This is a genomic window from Streptomyces sp. Act143, from assembly GCF_003143935.1.
GTDB lineage: Bacteria > Actinomycetota > Actinomycetes > Streptomycetales > Streptomycetaceae > Streptomyces.
This window is the reverse complement of the sequence record NZ_QFRX01000001.1, coordinates 7,372,711-7,391,087: the sequence shown is the minus strand read 5'-3', so window position 1 is coordinate 7,391,087 and position 18,377 is coordinate 7,372,711. Positions and strand designations below refer to the sequence as shown.

14 protein-coding genes are annotated in these 18,377 nt (G+C 71.7%); 8 read left to right on the top strand and 6 right to left on the bottom strand.

Annotated features, from left to right (window positions below):
* The first annotated feature begins 53 nt into the window (after window positions 1-53).
* Both DI272_RS33715 and DI272_RS33710 read left to right on the top strand, forming a co-directional pair.
* Complete coding sequence (locus tag DI272_RS33715; protein ID WP_109498971.1) at window positions 54-635, top strand: TetR/AcrR family transcriptional regulator; 582 nt, start codon at window positions 54-56, stop codon at window positions 633-635.
* Between the two features lie 60 nt (window positions 636-695).
* On the top strand, window positions 696-1,466 hold the full coding sequence (locus DI272_RS33710; RefSeq protein ID WP_109498970.1) for an SDR family NAD(P)-dependent oxidoreductase: 771 nt from the start codon (window positions 696-698) through the stop codon (window positions 1,464-1,466).
* A gap of 13 nt (window positions 1,467-1,479) precedes the next feature.
* Here the strand turns inward: DI272_RS33710 and DI272_RS33705 are convergent, their stop codons facing one another.
* Window positions 1,480-1,923, bottom strand: coding sequence for a hypothetical protein (locus DI272_RS33705; protein WP_109498969.1), 444 nt, complete (start codon window positions 1,921-1,923; stop codon window positions 1,480-1,482).
* Between the two features lie 34 nt (window positions 1,924-1,957).
* Window positions 1,958-2,884: an oxidoreductase gene (locus DI272_RS33700; RefSeq protein ID WP_109498968.1), complete on the bottom strand. Its 927-nt coding sequence runs from the start codon at window positions 2,882-2,884 to the stop codon at window positions 1,958-1,960.
* A 187-nt stretch (window positions 2,885-3,071) separates the two neighbouring features.
* Between DI272_RS33700 and DI272_RS33695 the strand changes: the two genes are divergently transcribed.
* Window positions 3,072-4,232, top strand: coding sequence for an alkaline phosphatase PhoX (locus tag DI272_RS33695; RefSeq protein ID WP_109498967.1), 1,161 nt, complete (start codon window positions 3,072-3,074; stop codon window positions 4,230-4,232).
* 174 nt (window positions 4,233-4,406) lie between these two features.
* Window positions 4,407-4,826, top strand: a complete 420-nt coding sequence (locus DI272_RS33690; RefSeq protein ID WP_109498966.1) for an excalibur calcium-binding domain-containing protein — start codon at window positions 4,407-4,409, stop codon at window positions 4,824-4,826.
* 115 nt (window positions 4,827-4,941) lie between these two features.
* On the opposite strand, the gene ppdK is transcribed toward DI272_RS33690, so the two are convergent.
* Together ppdK and DI272_RS33680 are read right to left on the bottom strand one after the other, a co-directional pair.
* Window positions 4,942-7,635: a pyruvate, phosphate dikinase gene (gene ppdK / locus DI272_RS33685; protein WP_109498965.1), complete on the bottom strand. Its 2,694-nt coding sequence runs from the start codon at window positions 7,633-7,635 to the stop codon at window positions 4,942-4,944.
* A 409-nt stretch (window positions 7,636-8,044) separates the two neighbouring features.
* The gene (locus DI272_RS33680) at window positions 8,045-9,244 is read right to left on the bottom strand and encodes an ROK family protein (protein WP_109498964.1); all 1,200 of its coding nucleotides are present in this window, start codon (window positions 9,242-9,244) and stop codon (window positions 8,045-8,047) included.
* Window positions 9,245-9,364: 120 nt separating this feature from the next.
* Between DI272_RS33680 and DI272_RS33675 the strand changes: the two genes are divergently transcribed.
* The 3 genes from DI272_RS33675 (at window position 9,365) to DI272_RS33665 (ending at window position 14,630) form a co-directional block, all read left to right on the top strand.
* The gene (locus DI272_RS33675) at window positions 9,365-10,762 is read left to right on the top strand and encodes a trehalase family glycosidase (protein WP_109501191.1); all 1,398 of its coding nucleotides are present in this window, start codon (window positions 9,365-9,367) and stop codon (window positions 10,760-10,762) included.
* On the top strand, window positions 10,759-12,693 hold the full coding sequence (locus tag DI272_RS33670; protein ID WP_109498963.1) for a glycogen debranching N-terminal domain-containing protein: 1,935 nt from the start codon (window positions 10,759-10,761) through the stop codon (window positions 12,691-12,693). The genes DI272_RS33675 and DI272_RS33670 overlap by 4 nt, the downstream gene beginning before the upstream one ends.
* A 317-nt stretch (window positions 12,694-13,010) precedes the next feature.
* Complete coding sequence (locus DI272_RS33665; RefSeq protein ID WP_258314925.1) at window positions 13,011-14,630, top strand: CDP-alcohol phosphatidyltransferase; 1,620 nt, start codon at window positions 13,011-13,013, stop codon at window positions 14,628-14,630.
* Window positions 14,631-14,636: 6 nt separating this feature from the next.
* On the opposite strand, the gene dusB is transcribed toward DI272_RS33665, so the two are convergent.
* Window positions 14,637-15,791 (bottom strand): tRNA dihydrouridine synthase DusB, encoded by a 1,155-nt coding sequence (gene dusB, locus DI272_RS33660; RefSeq protein ID WP_109498962.1) that lies wholly within the window; start codon window positions 15,789-15,791, stop codon window positions 14,637-14,639.
* A 207-nt stretch (window positions 15,792-15,998) separates the two neighbouring features.
* Here dusB and DI272_RS33655 point away from each other — a divergent pair, with 207 nt between their 5' ends.
* Window positions 15,999-17,444: an MFS transporter gene (locus tag DI272_RS33655; protein ID WP_109498961.1), complete on the top strand. Its 1,446-nt coding sequence runs from the start codon at window positions 15,999-16,001 to the stop codon at window positions 17,442-17,444.
* 12 nt (window positions 17,445-17,456) lie between these two features.
* Here the strand turns inward: DI272_RS33655 and DI272_RS33650 are convergent, their stop codons facing one another.
* Entirely contained in the window at window positions 17,457-18,365 is a 909-nt protein-coding gene (locus DI272_RS33650; protein ID WP_181387404.1) for a helix-turn-helix transcriptional regulator, read from the bottom strand.
* Window positions 18,366-18,377 lie beyond the last annotated feature (12 nt).

The window sequence follows — 18,377 nt, the reverse complement described above, 5'->3', positions numbered from 1 at the left end:
CGCAAGGAATGGTTTCTTGACTGATCGTTCTGCATGGTTCTAGGCTCCCCTCCATGGCCAGGACCAAGGAGTTCGACCCCGAAGCCGCGCTGCAGGCAGCCCTGGAGCTGTTCTGGCGGCGCGGCTACGAGGCGACGTCGATGGCCGACCTGGTCGAGCACCTCGGCATCGGCCGCGCCAGCATCTACGCGACCTTCGGCAACAAGCACGAGCTGTACCTGAAGGCGCTGGAGCGCTATCAGGAACGGCTCCCGGACCTGCTCGGGGAGCTGTCCCAGCCGGGCCCGGTGCTGCCGGCCGTCCGTGCGCTGGTACGGCGGTACGCCGACGAGGCCACCGCCGAGAACCTGCGCCTGAGCGGGTGTTTCATCACCAACACGGCGGCCGAGCTGGCCCCGCACGACCCGGCCGCGGCCCGGCAGGTCGAACGGAACTGGGACCACCTGGAGACGGTGCTGCACTCGGGACTGGTACGCGCCCGGGCACAGGGCGAACTGCCCGCGGACCGCGATCCGCTGACCCTCGCCCGCATGCTGCTGGTCCTGCTCCAGGGACTGCGGGTGGTCGGCAAGGCGTCGGCCGACCCGGCCCGGGTGCGGGACGCCGCGGAACAGGCGCTGACCCTGCTGGACTGAGGCCCCGCCTTTTTTATTTGGCGCCATACTGAACCGATCGGTCAAGAACAAGGGGAGATCATGACCAGCAGGACGCGCTTCACCGGCAAGACCGCCCTCGTCACCGGCGCGGGCTCGGGCATCGGCCGCGCGATCGCCGTGTCGCTCGCCGCCGAAGGGGCGCAGGTGGTCGCCGCCGGACGCCGCCGGGAGCCGCTGGAGGAGACCGTGCGGCTGATCGAGGAGGCGGGCGGCAAGGCCCTGGCGGTCGCCGCGGACGTCACCGACGCCACCGACGTACAGGCCCTCGTCGCCGCGGCGGTGGACCGCTTCGGCTCGCTGGACGTGGCCGTCAACAACGCGGGCGTCTTCCGCGGCGGACTGCCGCTGGCCGACCTCCCGGAGGCCGACTGGCACGAGCAGCTGGCCGTCAACCTCACCGGCGTCTTCCTCGCCCTCCGGGCCGAGGTCCGCCAGATGCGCACCCAGGCCGCCGGCGGCGCGATCGTCAACATCGCCTCCATCTTCGGCGCCCACGCCCGCACCCCCGGTGCCGCCGCCTACGCCGCCACCAAGGCGGCCGTCTCGGTCCTGACGCGGGGCGCCGCCCTCGACCACATCCGCGACGGTGTCCGCATCAACGCGGTCAGCCCCGGCGCGGTCGAGACGCCGATGTCCCTGCGCCCGGGCGAGACGGCGGCGGACCGCGCCGAACGGGCCGCGCAGACCCTGCCGCTGGGCCGCATCTCGACCACGGACGAGATCGCCGCGGCCGTCCTCTACCTGGCCTCGGACGACGCGTCGTCGGTGGTGGGCACCGACCTGGTGGTGGACAGCGGGGCGACGGCCTGAGCCGTCGCCCCGGTCACCGCCCGGCGAGGCTCAGGGCGTGGGCCAGCGCCTGGTCGACGGCCGTCAGCAGCCGGTGGTCCCCTTCGACCGTGCTCAGAGCGCTCTGCCAGGCGTCGACGGCCCACCATCCGTCGCGCTCCAGGGCGGGAACCGGCGTGGACGGCTCAAGGCCGGTCGGCGCCGCGGGAAGACGCAGGAGCAGCCTGCTCGTTCCCGTGGCGGCGACGGCCGCGACGCCCTTGCGGGCCAGGAGCGGGACACCGTGGGCGGCGTGCAGGGGCGCGCCCAGCCCCAGCGCGGCCAGCCGTTCCATGAGGTCGGGATGTGTGTGCAACTGCCACTCACCCAGCGCGTAGTCGTGCGGGCCGCTCGGCGCGGCGCCCTGCGCCCGCAGGAAGGCCAGCAGTGCGGCGTTGCGGGGATGGTCCGGGAGTATCTGTGGCAGGTCTGCGCGCATGGGCGTGACCCTAACGGCCGGGGAGGCAGCGGGATCAGGTCTTCAGGAGGTCGTACGCCACTCCGGTCAGCCGTTCCGAGGCGGTCCACAGCAGTTCCCCCGCCCGGTCGTCGACCGTCCACGGCGCCCGCCACGAGGGCCCCGGCGAGCCACGCCGGCCCGCGAACGACGGGCCCGTGAAGGAGTCGGGCGGGACGTCGGGGGCGGTGGCGGCGTGGAGCAGGGGGAGGGCGCCGGCCTCCGCGGACTGGGCGAAGAACCGGTTGCCGACCGCCATGAACCGCTCGACGAGGCGCCGCCCGGCCATGCGCGGCCCGGTCTCCTGGAGGTTGGTCGCCGCGTATCCCGGGTGGGCCGCGGCGGCCACCACGTCGGCGCCGTGCGCGGCGAGCCGGCGGGCGAGCTCGTGGGTGAAGAGCAGGTTGGCGGTCTTGGAGCGGGCGTAGGCGATCCAACGCCGGTAGCGGCGCTCGCTGTTGAGGTCACGGAGATCGATGTTGGCGAGCGCGTGCATGCCGCTGGAGACGGTCACCACCCGGGCGCCCGGGGTGTCGAGGAGCACGGGCAGCAGCAGCCCGGTGAGCGCGAAGTGCCCGAGGTGGTTGACGCCGAACTGCGTCTCGAACCCGTCCGCCGTGGTCCCGTACGGCAGCGCCATGACGCCCGCGTTGTTGACGAGCAGGTCGAGGCGGTCGTACGGGAAGGTCCGCGTGAAGTCCCGTACCGAGGCGAGGTCCGCGAGGTCGAGTCGCGCGAACTCCGCCTCCGCGCCCGGCACTTCGGTGACGAGCCGGTCGCCGGCCGCGGTGCCGCGCGCCTCGCTGCGGCAGGCGAGCACCACCCGGGCGCCCCGGCGGGCCAGCTCCCGGGCGGTGACGTACCCGAGACCGCTGTTGGCGCCGGTGACGACGGCCGTGCGGCCGCTCTGGTCGGGGATGTCCTTCGCGCTCCAGCCGGACATGGCCGGCCTCCCTCCACCGATGACGGGAGTTCAGCATACGAGCGGGGGGCGCTCCTGGTCATGCGCGACGTACGACCGATTCATGCCTTGTCCATGACACGTCCATCCCGTGCCCCTAGGGTCCGTCACCGCGCGACCCCGCCGCCGACCGGTGACGGGGCTGTCACGACACCCCTCTGGAGTGAGCGTGGAACGTCGTACCTTCCTCCGTGCGACCGTTGTCGGCGGGACCGCCGCCGCCTTCGGCGGCTCCCTGTGGCACGGTGCCGCATACGCCGCCCCCGCCCAGCCCGGCACCGGCCCCTACGGGGCCCTCGGTTCGCCGGACGCCAACGGCATCAGACTGCCCGCCGGTTTCACCAGCCGCGTCATCGCCCGCTCCGGCCAGACGGTGAGCGGGACGTCGTACACCTGGCACAGCGCCCCGGACGGCGGCGCCTGCTACGCGGACGGCACGGGCTGGATCTACGTCTCCAACTCGGAGATCAACCCGAGCGGCGGGGCGAGCGCGGTGAAGTTCTCGTCGTCCGGCGCGATCACGGGCGCGTACCGCATCCTGTCCGGCACCCGGCAGAACTGCGCGGGCGGCAGGACGCCGTGGAACACCTGGCTGTCCTGCGAGGAGGTGGACCGCGGCTTCGTCTACGAGACGGACCCGTGGGGCGTGACGCCGGCGGTGCAGCGCCCGGCGATGGGCCGCTTCAAGCACGAGGCGGCGGCCGCGGACCCGGTGCGCCGGGTGATCTATCTGACCGAGGACGAGACGAACGGGCGCTTCTACCGCTTCGTGCCGACGACCTGGGGCGATCTGTCCTCCGGCACGCTCCAGGTGATGGTGGCGGGCAGCGCCGCGTCGGGCTCCTTCAGCTGGACCGACGTCCCCGACCCCGACGGCTCCCCCACGACCACCCGCACCCAGGTCTCCGGCTCCAAGTCCTACAACGGCGGCGAGGGTTGCTACTACGCCGACGACAAGGTGTGGTTCACGACGAAGGGCGACAACCGGGTCTGGCAGCTCAACCTCACGTCCGGCACCTACGAGCTGGCGTACGACGACTCCCTGGTGACCTCCGGCACGGCCCCCCTCACCGGCGTCGACAACATCACCGGCGCCTCCTCCGGGGACCTCTTCGTCGCCGAGGACGGCGGCACCATGGAGATCTGCCTGATCACCCCGGACGACGTGGTGGCCCCGTTCCTGCGCATCGACGGCCAGTCGTCCTCGGAGATCACGGGCCCGGCCTTCTCGCCGGACGGGACGCGGCTGTACTTCTCCAGTCAGCGCGGGACGACGGGGAGTTCGTCGGGCGGGATCACGTACGAAGTGACGGGGCCGTTCCGGTCCTGAGTCTTCGCCGGGCGTCCCACAACGGGGCGCCCGGCGACCGCAGTTGACAGAATGCGCTGCGCAATCGTCCGGCCACGTCACGTTCGCGTCACGGCTCCCCCACACCGCCTCCGTCACTGCGGCCCCGCACTACGTTCGGCACCTCATCGCACCACGAACGTGGAAGGACCCGCCGTGAACCTGCTCCGCAAGCCCGGCGCCGTCGTGGCCGCCGCGCTGGCCCTCGCCGCGCTGCCGACCACCGCCTCGGCCGACGACGGCAGCCACCCCTTCGCCAACTGCACCGAGGCGTACGCCGCCGGGTACGCGAACATCCCCGTGGGCGACGAGCACTACGGCACGCACCTGGACCGCGACGGCGACGGCATCGGCTGCGACCGGCCGCCCGAGGGTTTCGTCCCCGCCGACGACAAGGCGGCCGGCACGGACGCGGAGCAGGGCACCGACGGCAAGCAGACCACCGCGGACCTGGCCGAGACCGGCAGCGCCGACACCACCCCGTACCTCGCGGCCGGCAGCGTGGTCGCCCTCGTCGCCGGCAGCGGGGTCCTCCTGGTGACCCGCAGACGACGGACCCCGGCCGACCGGCCGTGAAGGCCGAAGGGGCGGCACCCCCGCACAGGGTGCCGCCCCTCCTTGGTGATCCGGAACCGCCGCCCATCGGTACTGAGGGTCGGGGACGGACGGCGGTTCCGGCGTCATGGGTGGGTCAGCGGTGGTCGCTGCCCGCCGACTGCGAGGCCGCGCGTCCCGCCTCCAGGCGGGCCACCGGGATACGGAACGGGGAGCAGGAGACGTAGTCCAGGCCGACCTCGTGGAAGAAGTGGACCGACTCCGGGTCGCCGCCGTGCTCGCCGCAGACGCCGAGCTTGAGGTCGGGGCGGGTGGCGCGGCCGGCCTCGGCGGCCAGCTTCACCAGGGAGCCCACGCCGTCCTTGTCGATCGTCTCGAAGGGGCTGACGCCGAAGATGCCCTTCTCCAGGTAGGCCGTGAAGAACGAGGCCTCCACGTCGTCCCGGCTGAAGCCCCACACCGTCTGGGTGAGGTCGTTCGTGCCGAAGCTGAAGAACTCCGCCGCCTCGGCGATCTGACCCGCCGTGAGGGCGGCCCGCGGCAGCTCGATCATGGTGCCGATCGCCAGCTTGAGCTTGGTGCCGGTGGCCGCCTCGACCTCCGCGATGACCTGGTCGGCCTCCTCGCGGACGATCTCCAGCTCCTGGACGGTACCGACGAGCGGGATCATGATCTCGGCGCGCGGGTCGCCCTTGGCGTTCTTGCGCTCGGCCGCGGCCTCCGCGATGGCCCGGACCTGCATGGTGAACAGACCGGGGATGACCAGACCGAGGCGTACGCCGCGCAGACCCAGCATCGGGTTCTGCTCGTGCAGCCGGTGGACGGCCTGGAGCAGCCGCAGCTCGTTCTCGTGCGGCTCCTGGCGGGACTCCGCCAGCGCCACGCGGACCGACAGCTCGGTGATGTCGGGCAGGAACTCGTGCAGCGGCGGGTCCAGGAGACGGATCGTCACCGGAAGGCCGTCCATCGCCGAGAACAGCTCCACGAAGTCCTGCTTCTGGAGCGGGAGCAGTTCCTTCAGGCTCTCCTCGCGCTCGGCCTCGGTGTCCGCGAGGATCAGGCGCTCGACCAGTTCACGGCGGTCGCCGAGGAACATGTGCTCGGTGCGGCACAGGCCGATGCCCTGGGCGCCGAAGCGACGGGCGCGCAGCGCGTCCTCGGCGTTGTCGGCGTTGGCGCGCACCCGCAGCCGGCGCTTGCGGTCGGCGAACGCCATGATCCGGTGCACGGCCTCGACCAGCTCGTCGGCGTCGTTGGCGCCCGCGTGCATCCGGCCTTCGAAGTACTCCACGACCGGGGAGGGGACGACGGGCACCTCACCGAGGTACACCTTGCCGCTCGACCCGTCGATGGAGATGACGTCGCCCTCCTCGACGACGTGCCCGCCCGGGACGGTCATCCGGCGCCGCTTGGTGTCGACCTCCAGCTCCTCGGCGCCGCAGACGCAGGTCTTGCCCATGCCGCGCGCGACGACGGCCGCGTGGGAGGTCTTGCCGCCCCGGCTGGTCAGGATGCCCTCGGCGGCGATCATGCCGTCGAGGTCGTCGGGGTTGGTCTCGCGGCGGACGAGGATGACCTTCTCGCCGGACCGCGACCACTTCACGGCGGTGTACGAGTCGAAGACCGCCTTGCCGACCGCCGCACCCGGCGAGGCGGCGATGCCGCGGCCGATCTGCTCGACCTTCGCCTCCTCGTCGAACTTGGGGAACATCAGCTGGGCGAGCTGGGCGCCGGTGACGCGCTGGAGCGCCTCGGCCTCGTCGATCAGGCCCTGGTCCACCAGCTGGGTGGCGATGCGGAAGGCCGCACCCGCCGTGCGCTTGCCGACGCGGGTCTGGAGCATCCACAGCTGACCGCGCTCGATGGTGAACTCGATGTCGCAGAGGTCCTTGTAGTGGTTCTCCAGCGTCTCCATGATCTGCATCAGCTGGTCGTACGACTTCTTGTCGATCGACTCCAGCTCCGCGAGCGGCACGGTGTTGCGGATACCGGCGACGACGTCCTCGCCCTGGGCGTTCTGGAGGTAGTCGCCGTAGACGCCCTGGTGGCCGGAGGCGGGGTCGCGGGTGAAGGCGACGCCGGTGCCGGAGTCGGGGCCGAGGTTGCCGAAGACCATGGAGCAGACGTTGACGGCCGTGCCGAGGTCGCCGGGGATGCGCTCCTGGCGGCGGTAGAGCTTGGCGCGGTCGCCGTTCCAGGAGTCGAAGACCGCCTTGATGGCGAGGTCCATCTGCTCGCGCGGGTCCTGCGGGAAGTCCCGGCCGGCCTCGGTCTTGACGATCTTCTTGAACTTGGTGACGAGCTTCTTGAGGTCGGCCGCCTCCAGGTCGGTGTCGACCACGACCTTCTTGGCCGCCTTGGCGGCGTCGAGGGCCTCCTCGAAGAGCTCGCCGTCGACGCCGAGGACCGTCTTGCCGAACATCTGGATGAGGCGGCGGTAGGAGTCCCAGGCGAACCGCTCGTCGCCCGCCTGCTCGGCGAGGCCCTTCACCGACTTGTCGGAGAGGCCGATGTTCAGGACCGTGTCCATCATGCCGGGCATGGAGAACTTGGCCCCGGAGCGGACCGAGACGAGCAGCGGGTTGTCGGCCTGGCCGAGCTTCTTGCCCATCCGCGTCTCCAGGGCGTCGAGGTGCGCACTCACCTCGTCACGCAGTGCCGCGGGCTCCTCGCCGGAGTCCAGGTAGACCTTGCAGGCTTCGGTCGTGATGGTGAAGCCGGGGGGAACGGGAAGTCCCAGGTTGGTCATCTCGGCGAGGTTGGCGCCCTTGCCACCCAGGAGGTCCTTGAGGTCCTTGTTTCCCTCGGTGAAGTCGTAGACGAACTTCACTGCACGGGTCTCTACGTTTTCCGACACGGTTCTCGACTCCCTCGAGGACGCGGTGGCTGCCCTGACGGCGAGGAACATACCCAGATCGAAGGCTCATGGGTACGTCCACTTGCGCGTCATGCGCTCGTAACCAGCCCTCTGCCAGCGGATCGAAAGTCAAAGCTTGGCAAGCAATCGGGTGATCATGTGTTCACTTCTTGAACGGACACCCTCCTGCAAGTGCCCCCAGGCGCTCATCTGAGCGGCTTTGGCTACGTCTGATTTCGATCGATGAACGATCAAGGGGTGGCACTGGGTGCCACCCCTTGGAGAAGTGCAGTCGGTCAAGATCCGCTCATCTGAGCGTCACCCCGATCAGAGGTGGCGAGAATCACGCCATAGCCGAGGGCCAGGTACCACGATGCGGACGTCACACACCCAGCGCCAGCAGCCGTTCCTCGGCCCGCTCGGGCGCGTACAGGTGCTCCACCACCAGCACACCCGCCCCCACCAGCCCGGCCCGCTCGCCGAGCCGTGAGGTGACGACGTCCAGATGAGCGGTGGAGCGGGGCAGCGCCCGCTGGTAGAGCAGCTCGCGCACCCCGGTGAGGAAGGGGGTTCCGGCCAGATCCCCGGCGATCATCAGCACCCCGGGGTTCAGCAGCGTCACGACGGTCGCCAGGACGTCCCCGACCTGCCGCCCGGCCTCCCGGGCGAGCGCGGCGGCCTCCGGGTGCCCGGCCGTGAGCAGGTCCCGCACATCTGATCCCGAGGCGGCGGGCACGCCGCTCTCGGCCAGCCGCCGCGCCACGGCGCCACCGCTCGCGACGGCGGCGAGACAGCCGTACGAACCGCACCGGCACAGCGCGTCGGCGCCGACCCGGATGTGTCCGATGTCCCCGGCGCCGCCGTCGATGCCGCGGTAGATCGAGCCGTCGACCACCACGCCCGCGCCGATCCCCGTGGACACCTTGACCAGCACGAACGCCGAGCAGTCCGGGTGTCCGGTGCGCTGTTCGCCGTACGCCATGAGGTTGGCGTCGTTGTCGACGAGGACCGGCACCGCCCGGCCGCTGCCGGTGCGTTCGGCGAAGGCTCTCGCCAGGCGCTCTCTTATGTCGTAGCCGTCCCAGCCCGGCATGATCGGCGGCTGCACCACCCGGCCGGTCTCGCGGTCCACCGGCCCCGGCACGGCGAGCCCGATGCCGCACACCTCCCCGGCCCGGTGGCCGGCCTTCTCCAGCAGCTCGGCGAACCAGCGGCCCAGCTCGCCCAGCACCAGGTCCGGGCCGTCCTCGACGGCGAGGGTGCCGCTGTGCTCGGCGAGGATCTCACCGGTCAGGGAGAGGACGGCGGCGCGGGCGTGCCGGGTGTCGAGGTCGGCGGCGAGGACGACGGCGTGGGAGTCGTCGAACTCCAGGGTGATGGAGGGCCGTCCGCCGAGCGGGGAGTCCACCGGACCCCCGGCCCCCTCGCGCAGCCAGCCGGCCCGGAACAGCCGGTCGAGGCGCTGGCCGACGGTGGCCCGGGACAGCCCGGTCACCTGCTGGAGGGCACCACGAGTCGTCGCCCGTCCGCTTCGCACCAGTTCGAGCAGTTCGCCGGCGCTCGCCTGAGCACGACCACTCATGCGCACCCCCTTGTGTTTCTCAAGTTTGCATTACATATTGAGTTTTGCGTGTTAAATAGACGTAACTCTACGGTGGCATCGACCGAACCGGTCGGGCCGAACGTCTTCGGGGAGTCCCGAGTGGATCGCACCGCCCAGCTGACCTCGTACGCACGGATCAGTCCCGTCGTATACGAACCGGACGTCACGCCCCATTCTCTGCACGTCAGGGCGGCCCAGGTACTGGAGGCCAACTGGACGGGCAGCTCCACGGTGCCCTCGCGCAGCCTGTACCCGCACCAGTGGTCCTGGGACTCGGCCTTCATCGCGATCGGTCTGCGGCACCTCTCGCCGTTACGGGCCCAGACGGAACTGGAGACGCTCCTCGACGCCCAATGGGGTGACGGGCGCGTCCCGCACATCGTCTTCAACCCTTCCGTGCCGCTCGACGCGTACTTCCCGAGCCCCGACTTCTGGCGCTCCTCGACCGCGGGGCGCGCTGCGGGCGCCCCGCGCACCGTACAGACGTCCGGCATCGTGCAGCCACCGGTGCACGCGCTGGCCGCCTGGCTGGTGCACCGCGCCGACCCGGGGCTGTCCCGGGCGCGCGGCTTCCTCACCCGGGTGTACCCCCGGCTGGCCGCCTGGCACCGCTATCTCCTGCACCGCCGCGACCTGGGCGGCGGCGGCCTCGCGTCGGTGGTCCACCCGTGGGAGCAGGGAATGGACAACAGCCCGTGCTGGGACGCCCCGTTGAGCCGGATCACGCCCGCCCCGGCGCGCTCCTTCCGCCGCGCCGACCTCGATCACGGCGCGCCGGAGGACCGGCCGACGGATCTCGACTACGGCCGTTACGTCCGCCTGGCGTCGGACTACCGGGACGGCGAATACGCCGACGGGGAGGGCGAGTTCGCGGTCGAGGACCCGTCCTTCAACGCCCTGCTCATCGCGTCCGAGCACGCACTGGCCAACATCGCCCGGGAGCTGGGGGCATCGGGCACGGCCCGCCGCACCCGGGCCGAGCGCCTCACGACGAGCCTGGTCGACCGCCTGTGGGACCCGGCGGAGGGCATGTTCTTCTGCCGGGACGTGAGGACGGGCGCCCCGATCCGGGAGCGCGGCGTCTCCGGCCTGATCCCCCTCCTGCTCCCCACGCTCCCCCGGGAGATCGTCACGGCCCTGGTCCGCACCACGGCCTCCAAGCACTTCGGACTCGGCGGCACCACCCGGCTGGTCCCCAGCTACGACCTGCTCGGCGAGGCCTTCGACCCGCACCGCTACTGGCGCGGCCCGGCCTGGTTCAACACCAACTGGCTGCTGGAGCGCGGCCTGCGCACCCACGGCGAACGGGGCCGGGCCGACGCTTTGCGCAGAGCCGTCCTGCACCTCGCCGACACCTCCGACTTCGCGGAGTACGTCGACCCTTACACCGGCGAGGCCTGCGGGGCGACCGGCTTCGGCTGGACGGCCGCGCTCTCGCTCGACCTGCTCCACAGCGCCACCACACTCACGGGATCCAAGGGAGGGGACCGGGGATGACGGACCGGCATCATCTGCTCGTACGCGGCGGGACGTTCGCGGCCGTGGGCGACGGCGGGGACATCAGCGGCGTCCGCGGCGGCTCCCCCGAGGGGTTGTTCGTGCGGGACGCCCGCCATCTGAGCCGCTGGCAACTGACGGTGGACGGCGCCGTGCCGGAGACCCTCACCCCCGTCGCCGACGGCGACACGGCCCGCTGCGTCCTCGTCCCCCGGGGCGGCCGCAACGAGCCCCCCGCGTACACGATCTTCCGCGAACAGGCGGTCGGCGACGGCTCGTTCGTGGAGTCCCTGAAGGTCACGAGCAACCGTCCGGTCCCCACCACGGTCCGCCTCGCGGTCACCGCGGACGCCGACTTCACCGACCAGTTCGAACTCCGCTCCGACCACCGCACCTACACCAAGACCGGGGCCACCCGCACCCGCGAAGTCCTGGACTCCGGGGTGGAGTTCACCTACCGGCGCGGCGAATGGCGGTCCTGCACGACGGTGACGGCGGAGCCCGCCCCGGACGCCGTGGAGGAGACCGGCACCGGCGCCCGCCGCCTGGTCTGGACGCTGGAGCTGGCCCCGCACGACACCGCCGAGCTGACCCTGCGGGTGGTGGCCCGCCCGCACGGCGCCAAGCGCGCTCTGCGCGTCCCCCGCTCCCCCGCCGCCCTCAGCGCCGAACTGATCGCCCTGGAAGGCGAGTTCGTGGAGGGCGTGGCCTTCCCGACCGGCTGGCCCGAACTGGCCGCCGCGTGCGCCCGGGGCCTGGCCGACCTGGCCTCGCTCCAGGTCCCGGCGACCGGCCCGGACGGTGAGGACCTGCGCGTCCCCGCGGCCGGCGCCCCGTGGTTCCTGACCCTGCTGGGCCGGGACGCCCTGCTCACCTCGCTCTTCGCCCTCCCCTACCGCCCCCAGCTGGCGGCCGCCACCCTGCCCGCCCTCGCCGCGCACCAGGCCACGGAGACGGGCCCGGACGCGGTGGCCCAGCCGGGCAAGATCGTGCACGAGGTGCGGCACGGCGAGCTGGCCCACTTCGGCCAGGTGCCGTTCGGGCGCTACTACGGCTCGGTGGACGCGACACCGCTGTTCCTGGTGCTGCTGGGCGCGTACGTCGAACAGACCGGGGACGTCGCGCTCGCCCGCCGCCTGGAGCCCCACGCCCGCGCCGCGATCGGCTGGATGCTGGACCACGGCGGCCTCACCTCCCGCGGCTACCTCGTCTACCGCGCCGACCAGGGCGGCCTCGCCAACCAGAACTGGAAGGACTCCCCCGGCTCGATCTGCTCCTCCGACGGCACCCGGGCCTCCGGCGCGGTGATGGCGGCGGGCGCGCAGGGCTACGCGTACGACGCGCTGCGGCGCACGGCGTGGGTGGCGCGGACGGTGTGGGGCGACGAGACGTACGCGGCCCTGCTGGAGCAGGCCGCGGCCGACCTCCGCGACCGCTTCCAGCAGGACTTCTGGATGCGCGACCGCGCCTTCCCCGCCCTCGCCCTGGACGGCGAGGGACGCCGACTCGACGCGCTGGCCTCGGACGCCGGGCATCTGCTGTGGTCCGGGCTGCTGGACAAGGAGTACGGGGAGGTGGTCGGGCGGCGGCTGCTGGAGCCGGACTTCTTCTCGGGCTGGGGAGTGCGGACGCTGGCGGCCGGGCAGGCGGCGTACCACCCGTTGTCGTACCACCGGGGGTCCGTGTGGCCGCACGACAATGCCCTGATCACGCTGGGGCTGGCTCGCTACGGGCTGCATGACGAGGCGCGGTCGGTGGCGCACGGGCTGGTGGACGCGGCGACGGCCGCGGGGCACCGGCTGCCGGAGGTGATCGCCGGGTACGGACGGGACACGCATCGCGAGCCTGTCCCTTACCCGCATGCGTGTGTGCGGGAGGCCCGGTCCGCGGCGGCGCCGCTTGCGTTGCTGACGGCGGTCGGGGGCGCCTAGGAACTCGTGAGGACCGGTCGCAGGGCGACTGCACGTGCTCTGCGGACGGCCCCGCCCGCGCGGCGGAGCCGTACGTCGACACGGCCCCGCGCCCCTGGCGGCGTTGACGAGCCGTTTGCTTTGAGTTTGCCCGAGTCCTGTGAACAGCCGCCCGCGGCAGCCCGTACCGAGATGTGGCGGGTCCGCGACCCCATGACGGACCCGCCACCACGCCACCGGGTTCCGCACGGAAGGTCCTTCGGGTGTCCGTCTCCACCAGCACGCCGCCGCCGACCGAGGACGTCGTCCCCGACACACCCTCCCGCCCCCGCCCACCGATCCTCCGCTGGACGATCACCGCCCTCGCCGCCGTGCTCGTCCTCGGCGCGCTCCTCCTGCCCAACGCCCTGCCCGCCCTCAAGCCCAACCGGTTCACCCGTATCCCGGTCGAGGCGGTCATCGGGGCGGCGGTGGCGCTGTGGCTGCCGCGCAGGCCCAGGGTGATCGTGGCGGCGGTCTCCGGAGCGGGACTCGGCGTCCTGACCGTGCTGAACCTGCTGGACATGGGGTTCCGGGACTATCTGGGCCGGGGGTTCAACATGGTCCTCGACTGGGAGCTGCTGGACGACGCGCAGTCGTACGTGCAGGACTCGATGGGCGGGACGGTCGCGGTGTTCGCGGTGATCGGGGCGGTCGTCCTCGTCCTGCTCCTGCTGTCGCTGACGGCGCTGGCGATGGTGCGGCTGAGCAACGTGCTGGCCGCGAACCGGGCGGCGGCGACCCGGGGCACGCTGATCGCGGCCATGGCGTGGATCACCTGTTACGCGCTCGGGCTGCAGATCGCCGGGATGCCGATCGCCTCCGACCGGGCCGCGGCGGCGCTGAAGATCCAGGCGACGCGGGTGACGGACACCCTGCGCGACGAGGCGGCCTTCGCGCGGGAGGCCAAGTCGGACACCTTCGGGGCGACACCCGGCAGCCGGCTCCTGCCCGACCTCCGCGGCAAGGACGTGATCTTCACCTTCATCGAGAGTTACGGCCGCAGCGCGATCGAGGACCCGATCATGGCGCCGGGCGTGGACAGGACCCTCACCACCAGCACCGAGGCCCTGAAGAAGGCGGGCTACAGCGCGCGCAGCGGCTGGCTGACGTCGGCGACGTACGGCGGCAGCAGCTGGCTGGGGCACTCCACCACGATGTCCGGCCTGTGGATCGACAACCAGCAGCGCTACCGCACGGTCATGGCCAGCGACCATCTCAGCCTCACCAAGGCGTTCCGGAAGACCGGCGCCTGGGACACGGTCGGGGTGATGCCGGGCGTCCAGAAGGGCTGGCCGGAACAGCGCTACTACGGCCTGGACAAGGTCTACAACGCCTTCCAACTCGGCTACCGGGGGCCGAAGTTCAGCTGGTCGACGATGCCCGACCAGTACGCCCTGGAGGCCTTCCAGCGCCAGGTCCACGGCAAGAAGCGGGACAAGCCCCTGATGTCGGAGATCATCCTGACCTCCAGCCACCAGCCCTGGGCGCCGATCCCGAAGATGGTCGACTGGGACGAGCTGGGCGACGGCAAGGTCTTCGACGCGATCCAGAAGGCGGGCAAGAAGCCGTCGGACATCATCACCGACCCCGCCAAGTCCCGCGAGGAGTACGGCAAGTCCATCCAGTACTCGGTGACCGCCCTCACCCAGTGGCTGGAGCGCTACGGCACCGACGACACCGTCCTGGTCTTCCTGGGCGACCACCAGCCCATCGCCAGGGTCAGCGGCGACCACGCCAGCCGCGACGTCCCGGTCTCGATCGTGGCCAAGGACCCGAAGGTCCTGGACAGGATCGCCGCCTGGAACTGGACGGAGGGCCTGAAGCCGGCCCACGACGCCCCGGTCTGGAAGATGAGCGCGTTCCGCGACCGCTTCCTGAAGGCGTACGGCTCGACTCCGCACCCTTCCGAGAGCTGACTCCGCTCAGCCGCCGGAGGTGTCCAGCTCCGCGTCCTCGCTCACGCCCGCGCAGTCGTAGGGGTCCTTCAGCCAGCCGTCCGGCAGGACCACCCGGTTGTTCCCGGACGTACGCCCCCGGGGACCGTCCGCTCCCGTCGGCCACGGCTGGTCGAGGTCCAACTCGTCCAGTCCGGAGCGCAGTTCCTCCAGCGACGACGTGATCGCCAGCCGCTTGCGCATCTCGCTGCCGACGGCGAAGCCCTTCAGGTACCAGGCGACATGCTTGCGGAAGTCGACGACGCCCTTGGACTCGTCACCGATCCACTCGCCGAGCAGGGTGGCGTGGCGGACCATGATGTCGGCCACCTCACGCAGCGACGGACGCGCGATGCTTTCCGTACGCCCCTCGAACGCGGCCACCAGGTCCGCGAACAGCCACGGCCGCCCCAGGCACCCGCGGCCCACGACGACGCCGTCGCAGCCGGTCTCGCGCACCATCCGCAGCGCGTCCTCCGCCGACCAGATGTCGCCGTTCCCGAGGACCGGGATCTCCGGCACGTGCTCCTTCAGGCGCGCGATGGCGTCCCAGTCCGCCGTGCCGCCGTAGTGCTGCGCCGCCGTACGCCCGTGCAGGGCGATGGCCGTGACGCCTTCCTCGACGGCGATCCGCCCGGCGTCGAGGTAGGTGATGTGGTCGTCGTCGATGCCCTTGCGCATCTTCATGGTGACCGGCAGGTCCCCGGCACCCGAGACGGCCTCCCGCAGGATCGCGCGCAGCAGCGGCCGCTTGTAGGGCAGCGCGGACCCGCCGCCCTTGCGGGTCACCTTCGGCACCGGGCAGCCGAAGTTCAGGTCGATGTGATCGGCGAGACCCTCTTCCGCGATCATGCGGACGGCCTTGCCGACGGTGGCCGGGTCGACGCCGTACAGCTGGATGGAGCGCGGCTTCTCGCTCTCGTCGAAGTGGATCAGCTGCATGGTCTTCTCGTTGCGCTCGACCAGCGCCCGCGTCGTGATCATCTCGCTGACGAACAGCCCCTTGCCCCCGCTGAACTCCCTGCACAGGGTGCGGAAGGGCGCGTTGGTGATCCCGGCCATGGGGGCCAGGACGACGGGCGGCTGCACGGTGTGCGGCCCGATCCGAAGGGGCGTGCGGGTCATGGGCGCGGTCGTGGACATTGCTCCATTGTCGCGTACGAGGAGCAGTGCCCTCCGCTCGATCCCCACTCGCCTTCCGCTCGCCCCCCCACTCGATTCCCGCTCGCCCCCCACTCGATTCCCGCTCGCCCCCAGCTCGTTTCCCGCTTGACTCTCGCTTGACCCTCACTCGATCATGTAACGACCATTAGTTAGACGCACTATCGAAATCGGCGTACGCTGGACCCCATGCCCGAGCTCAGCCATCGCCGACGCCTCCTCGTCCTCGCGATCTGCTGCATGAGCCTGCTGATCGTGAGCCTCGACAACACGGTTCTGAACGTCGCCCTGCCGTCCATGCAGCACGACCTCGACGCCACCACATCAGGCCTCCAGTGGACGATCGACGCCTACACCCTCGTGCTGGCCTCGCTGCTGATGCTGGCCGGGTCGACGGCCGACCGGATCGGGCGCAGGCGCGTCTTCATGGCGGGCCTGGTCGTCTTCACGGCCGGCTCGGTGCTCTGCTCCCTCGCCCCGAACCTGGAGGCGCTCGTCGCCTTCCGCATGGTGCAGGCGGTCGGCGGCTCGATGCTCAACCCGGTCGCCATGTCGATCATCACCAACACCTTCACGGACCCGCGCGAGCGCGCCCGCGCGATCGGCGCGTGGGGCGCGGTGGTCGGTATCTCCATGGCCGCGGGGCCACTGGTCGGCGGGCTGCTCGTGGACTCCGTCGGCTGGCGCTCGATCTTCTGGATCAACCTCCCGGTCGGCCTCGCCGCCCTCCTCCTGACGCTCCGCTTCGTGCCCGAGTCCCGCGCTCCGCGGGCCAAGCGACCCGACCCGCTGGGCCAGTTCCTGGTGATCGTGCTGTTCGGCTCGCTGACCTACGCGATCATCGAGGCCCCGAACGCCGGGTTCGCCTCGACGCTGCCGTACGCGGTCCTGGCCCTGGCCGCGCTGCTGGGCATCCTCTGGTACGAGCCCCGGCGCGCCGAGCCCCTCATCGACCTGCGGTTCTTCCGCTCGGTGCCGTTCAGCGGCGCCACGGTGATCGCGATCAGCGCGTTCGCGGGGCTGGGCGGGTTCCTCTTCCTGTCGACGCTGTACCTCCAGAACGTCCGCGGTCTGGACGCCCTGCACGCGGGCCTGTGGATGCTGCCGATGGCGGTGCCGACGTTCCTCTGCGCGCCGCTGTCGGGTCGGCTGGTGGGGAACCGGGGGCCGCGGTTCTCGCTGCTGGTCGCCGGGTTCGCGATGACGTCGAGCGGGGTGATGTTCGCGGCGTTCGACGCGGAGACCTCGAACGTCACCCTCTTCCTCGGATACGTCCTGTTCGGCATCGGCTTCGGGTTCGTGAACGCGCCGATCACCAACACGGCGGTGTCCGGGATGCCGCGGGCCCAGGCGGGAGTGGCGGCGGCGGTGGCCTCCACCAGCCGGCAGCTGGGGCAGACGCTCGGGGTCGCGGTGATCGGCGCGGTGCTGGCCGCGGGCGTGGGGTCGTCGTCGTACCAGGACGCGTTCGTGGATGCCGCCGGGCCCGGCTGGTGGATTCTGGCCGGGTGCGGGTTCGCCGTGCTGTTGCTGGGCGCGCTGAGCAGCGGGGTGCGGGCCCGGCGCAGTGCGGAACGGGTGGCCGAGCGGCTGTCGTCCGCCGAGGTGCGGGAGGCCGCGGGGGTGTCCGCCTGAGCGCCTGTCGCCTCAGGCGCCGGGCATCGGCGCCCGTTCCCGCGCGATCGCGTGCAGCCGCTCCAGCCGCTCCCGGGACTCCTCGTCCGCGGGCACGTACGTCACCATGCGCGGCCCGGCCTCCGGACCCAGCCACATGTCGGTGTGGTGCACCGCGACCGGGCCCACGTACCGGTTGAGGAACTCCTTGCGCTTGCTGAGGTGGGCGCCCACCTCGTGCCGCTCCCAGGCCTCGCAGAACTCCGGGGACTCGGTGCGCAGCCGCTGGAGGAGCATCTTCCAGGCGGGCTCGCCGAGGTGGCCGGCCATGGTGGCGCGGAAGCGGGCGGCCATGAGGCGCTGGGTCTGTTCGAGGTGCACGATCGAGGAGCGCCACGGCTCGTGCGTGTAGGAGAGGATCAGGCAGTTGCGGTCCTCGGCGGGCACCGCGTCCAGGTCGCAGAGCAGCAGACCGTACGTGCGGTTGTAGGCGAGGATGTCGTACCGGCTGTTCTGCACGCAGGCCGGGATGGGCTCCAGTTGTTCCAGGACGTGGCGGATCGCGGGCGTGACGGACGGGCAGCTGGTCGCCGGGGTCGGGTCGACCGCGCCGGCGAGCTGGAAGAGGTGGGCGCGCTCGTTCGGGTCCAGCAGCAGCGTGCGGGCCAGCGCGTCCAGGACCTGCACGGAGACCTGGATGTCCCGCGCCTGCTCCAGCCACGTGTACCAGGTCACGCCCACCGCGGAGAGGTGGGCGACCTCCTCGCGGCGCAGCCCGGGGGTGCGGCGCCGGCGGCCCCGGGGCAGGCCGACCTGTTCGGGGCTGATGTGCTCACGGCGGTGCCGCAGGAAGGCGGCCAGTTCGTGCCGCCGCACCTCCGCGGCGCCTGTCGTGCCGCCCGCGGCGGGGGCCGTCGCCGTCACCTCGGCCATCGTCGTCATGCCTCCAGCCTG

Bases quoted from the DNA above. Each gene is read 5' to 3' on its own strand.
- DI272_RS33715 (WP_109498971.1), top strand. From the start codon at position 54: ATGGCCAGGACCAAGGAGTTCGACCCCGAAGCCGCGCTGCAGGCAGCC.
- DI272_RS33710 (WP_109498970.1), top strand. From the start codon at position 696: ATGACCAGCAGGACGCGCTTCACCGGCAAGACCGCCCTCGTCACCGGC.
- DI272_RS33705 (WP_109498969.1), bottom strand. From the start codon at position 1,923: ATGCGCGCAGACCTGCCACAGATACTCCCGGACCATCCCCGCAACGCC.
- DI272_RS33700 (WP_109498968.1), bottom strand. From the start codon at position 2,884: ATGTCCGGCTGGAGCGCGAAGGACATCCCCGACCAGAGCGGCCGCACG.
- DI272_RS33680 (WP_109498964.1), bottom strand. From the start codon at position 9,244: ATGAGTGGTCGTGCTCAGGCGAGCGCCGGCGAACTGCTCGAACTGGTG.
- DI272_RS33670 (WP_109498963.1), top strand. From the start codon at position 10,759: ATGACGGACCGGCATCATCTGCTCGTACGCGGCGGGACGTTCGCGGCC.
- dusB (WP_109498962.1), bottom strand. From the start codon at position 15,791: ATGTCCACGACCGCGCCCATGACCCGCACGCCCCTTCGGATCGGGCCG.
- DI272_RS33655 (WP_109498961.1), top strand. From the start codon at position 15,999: ATGCCCGAGCTCAGCCATCGCCGACGCCTCCTCGTCCTCGCGATCTGC.
- DI272_RS33650 (WP_181387404.1), bottom strand. From the start codon at position 18,365: ATGACGACGATGGCCGAGGTGACGGCGACGGCCCCCGCCGCGGGCGGC.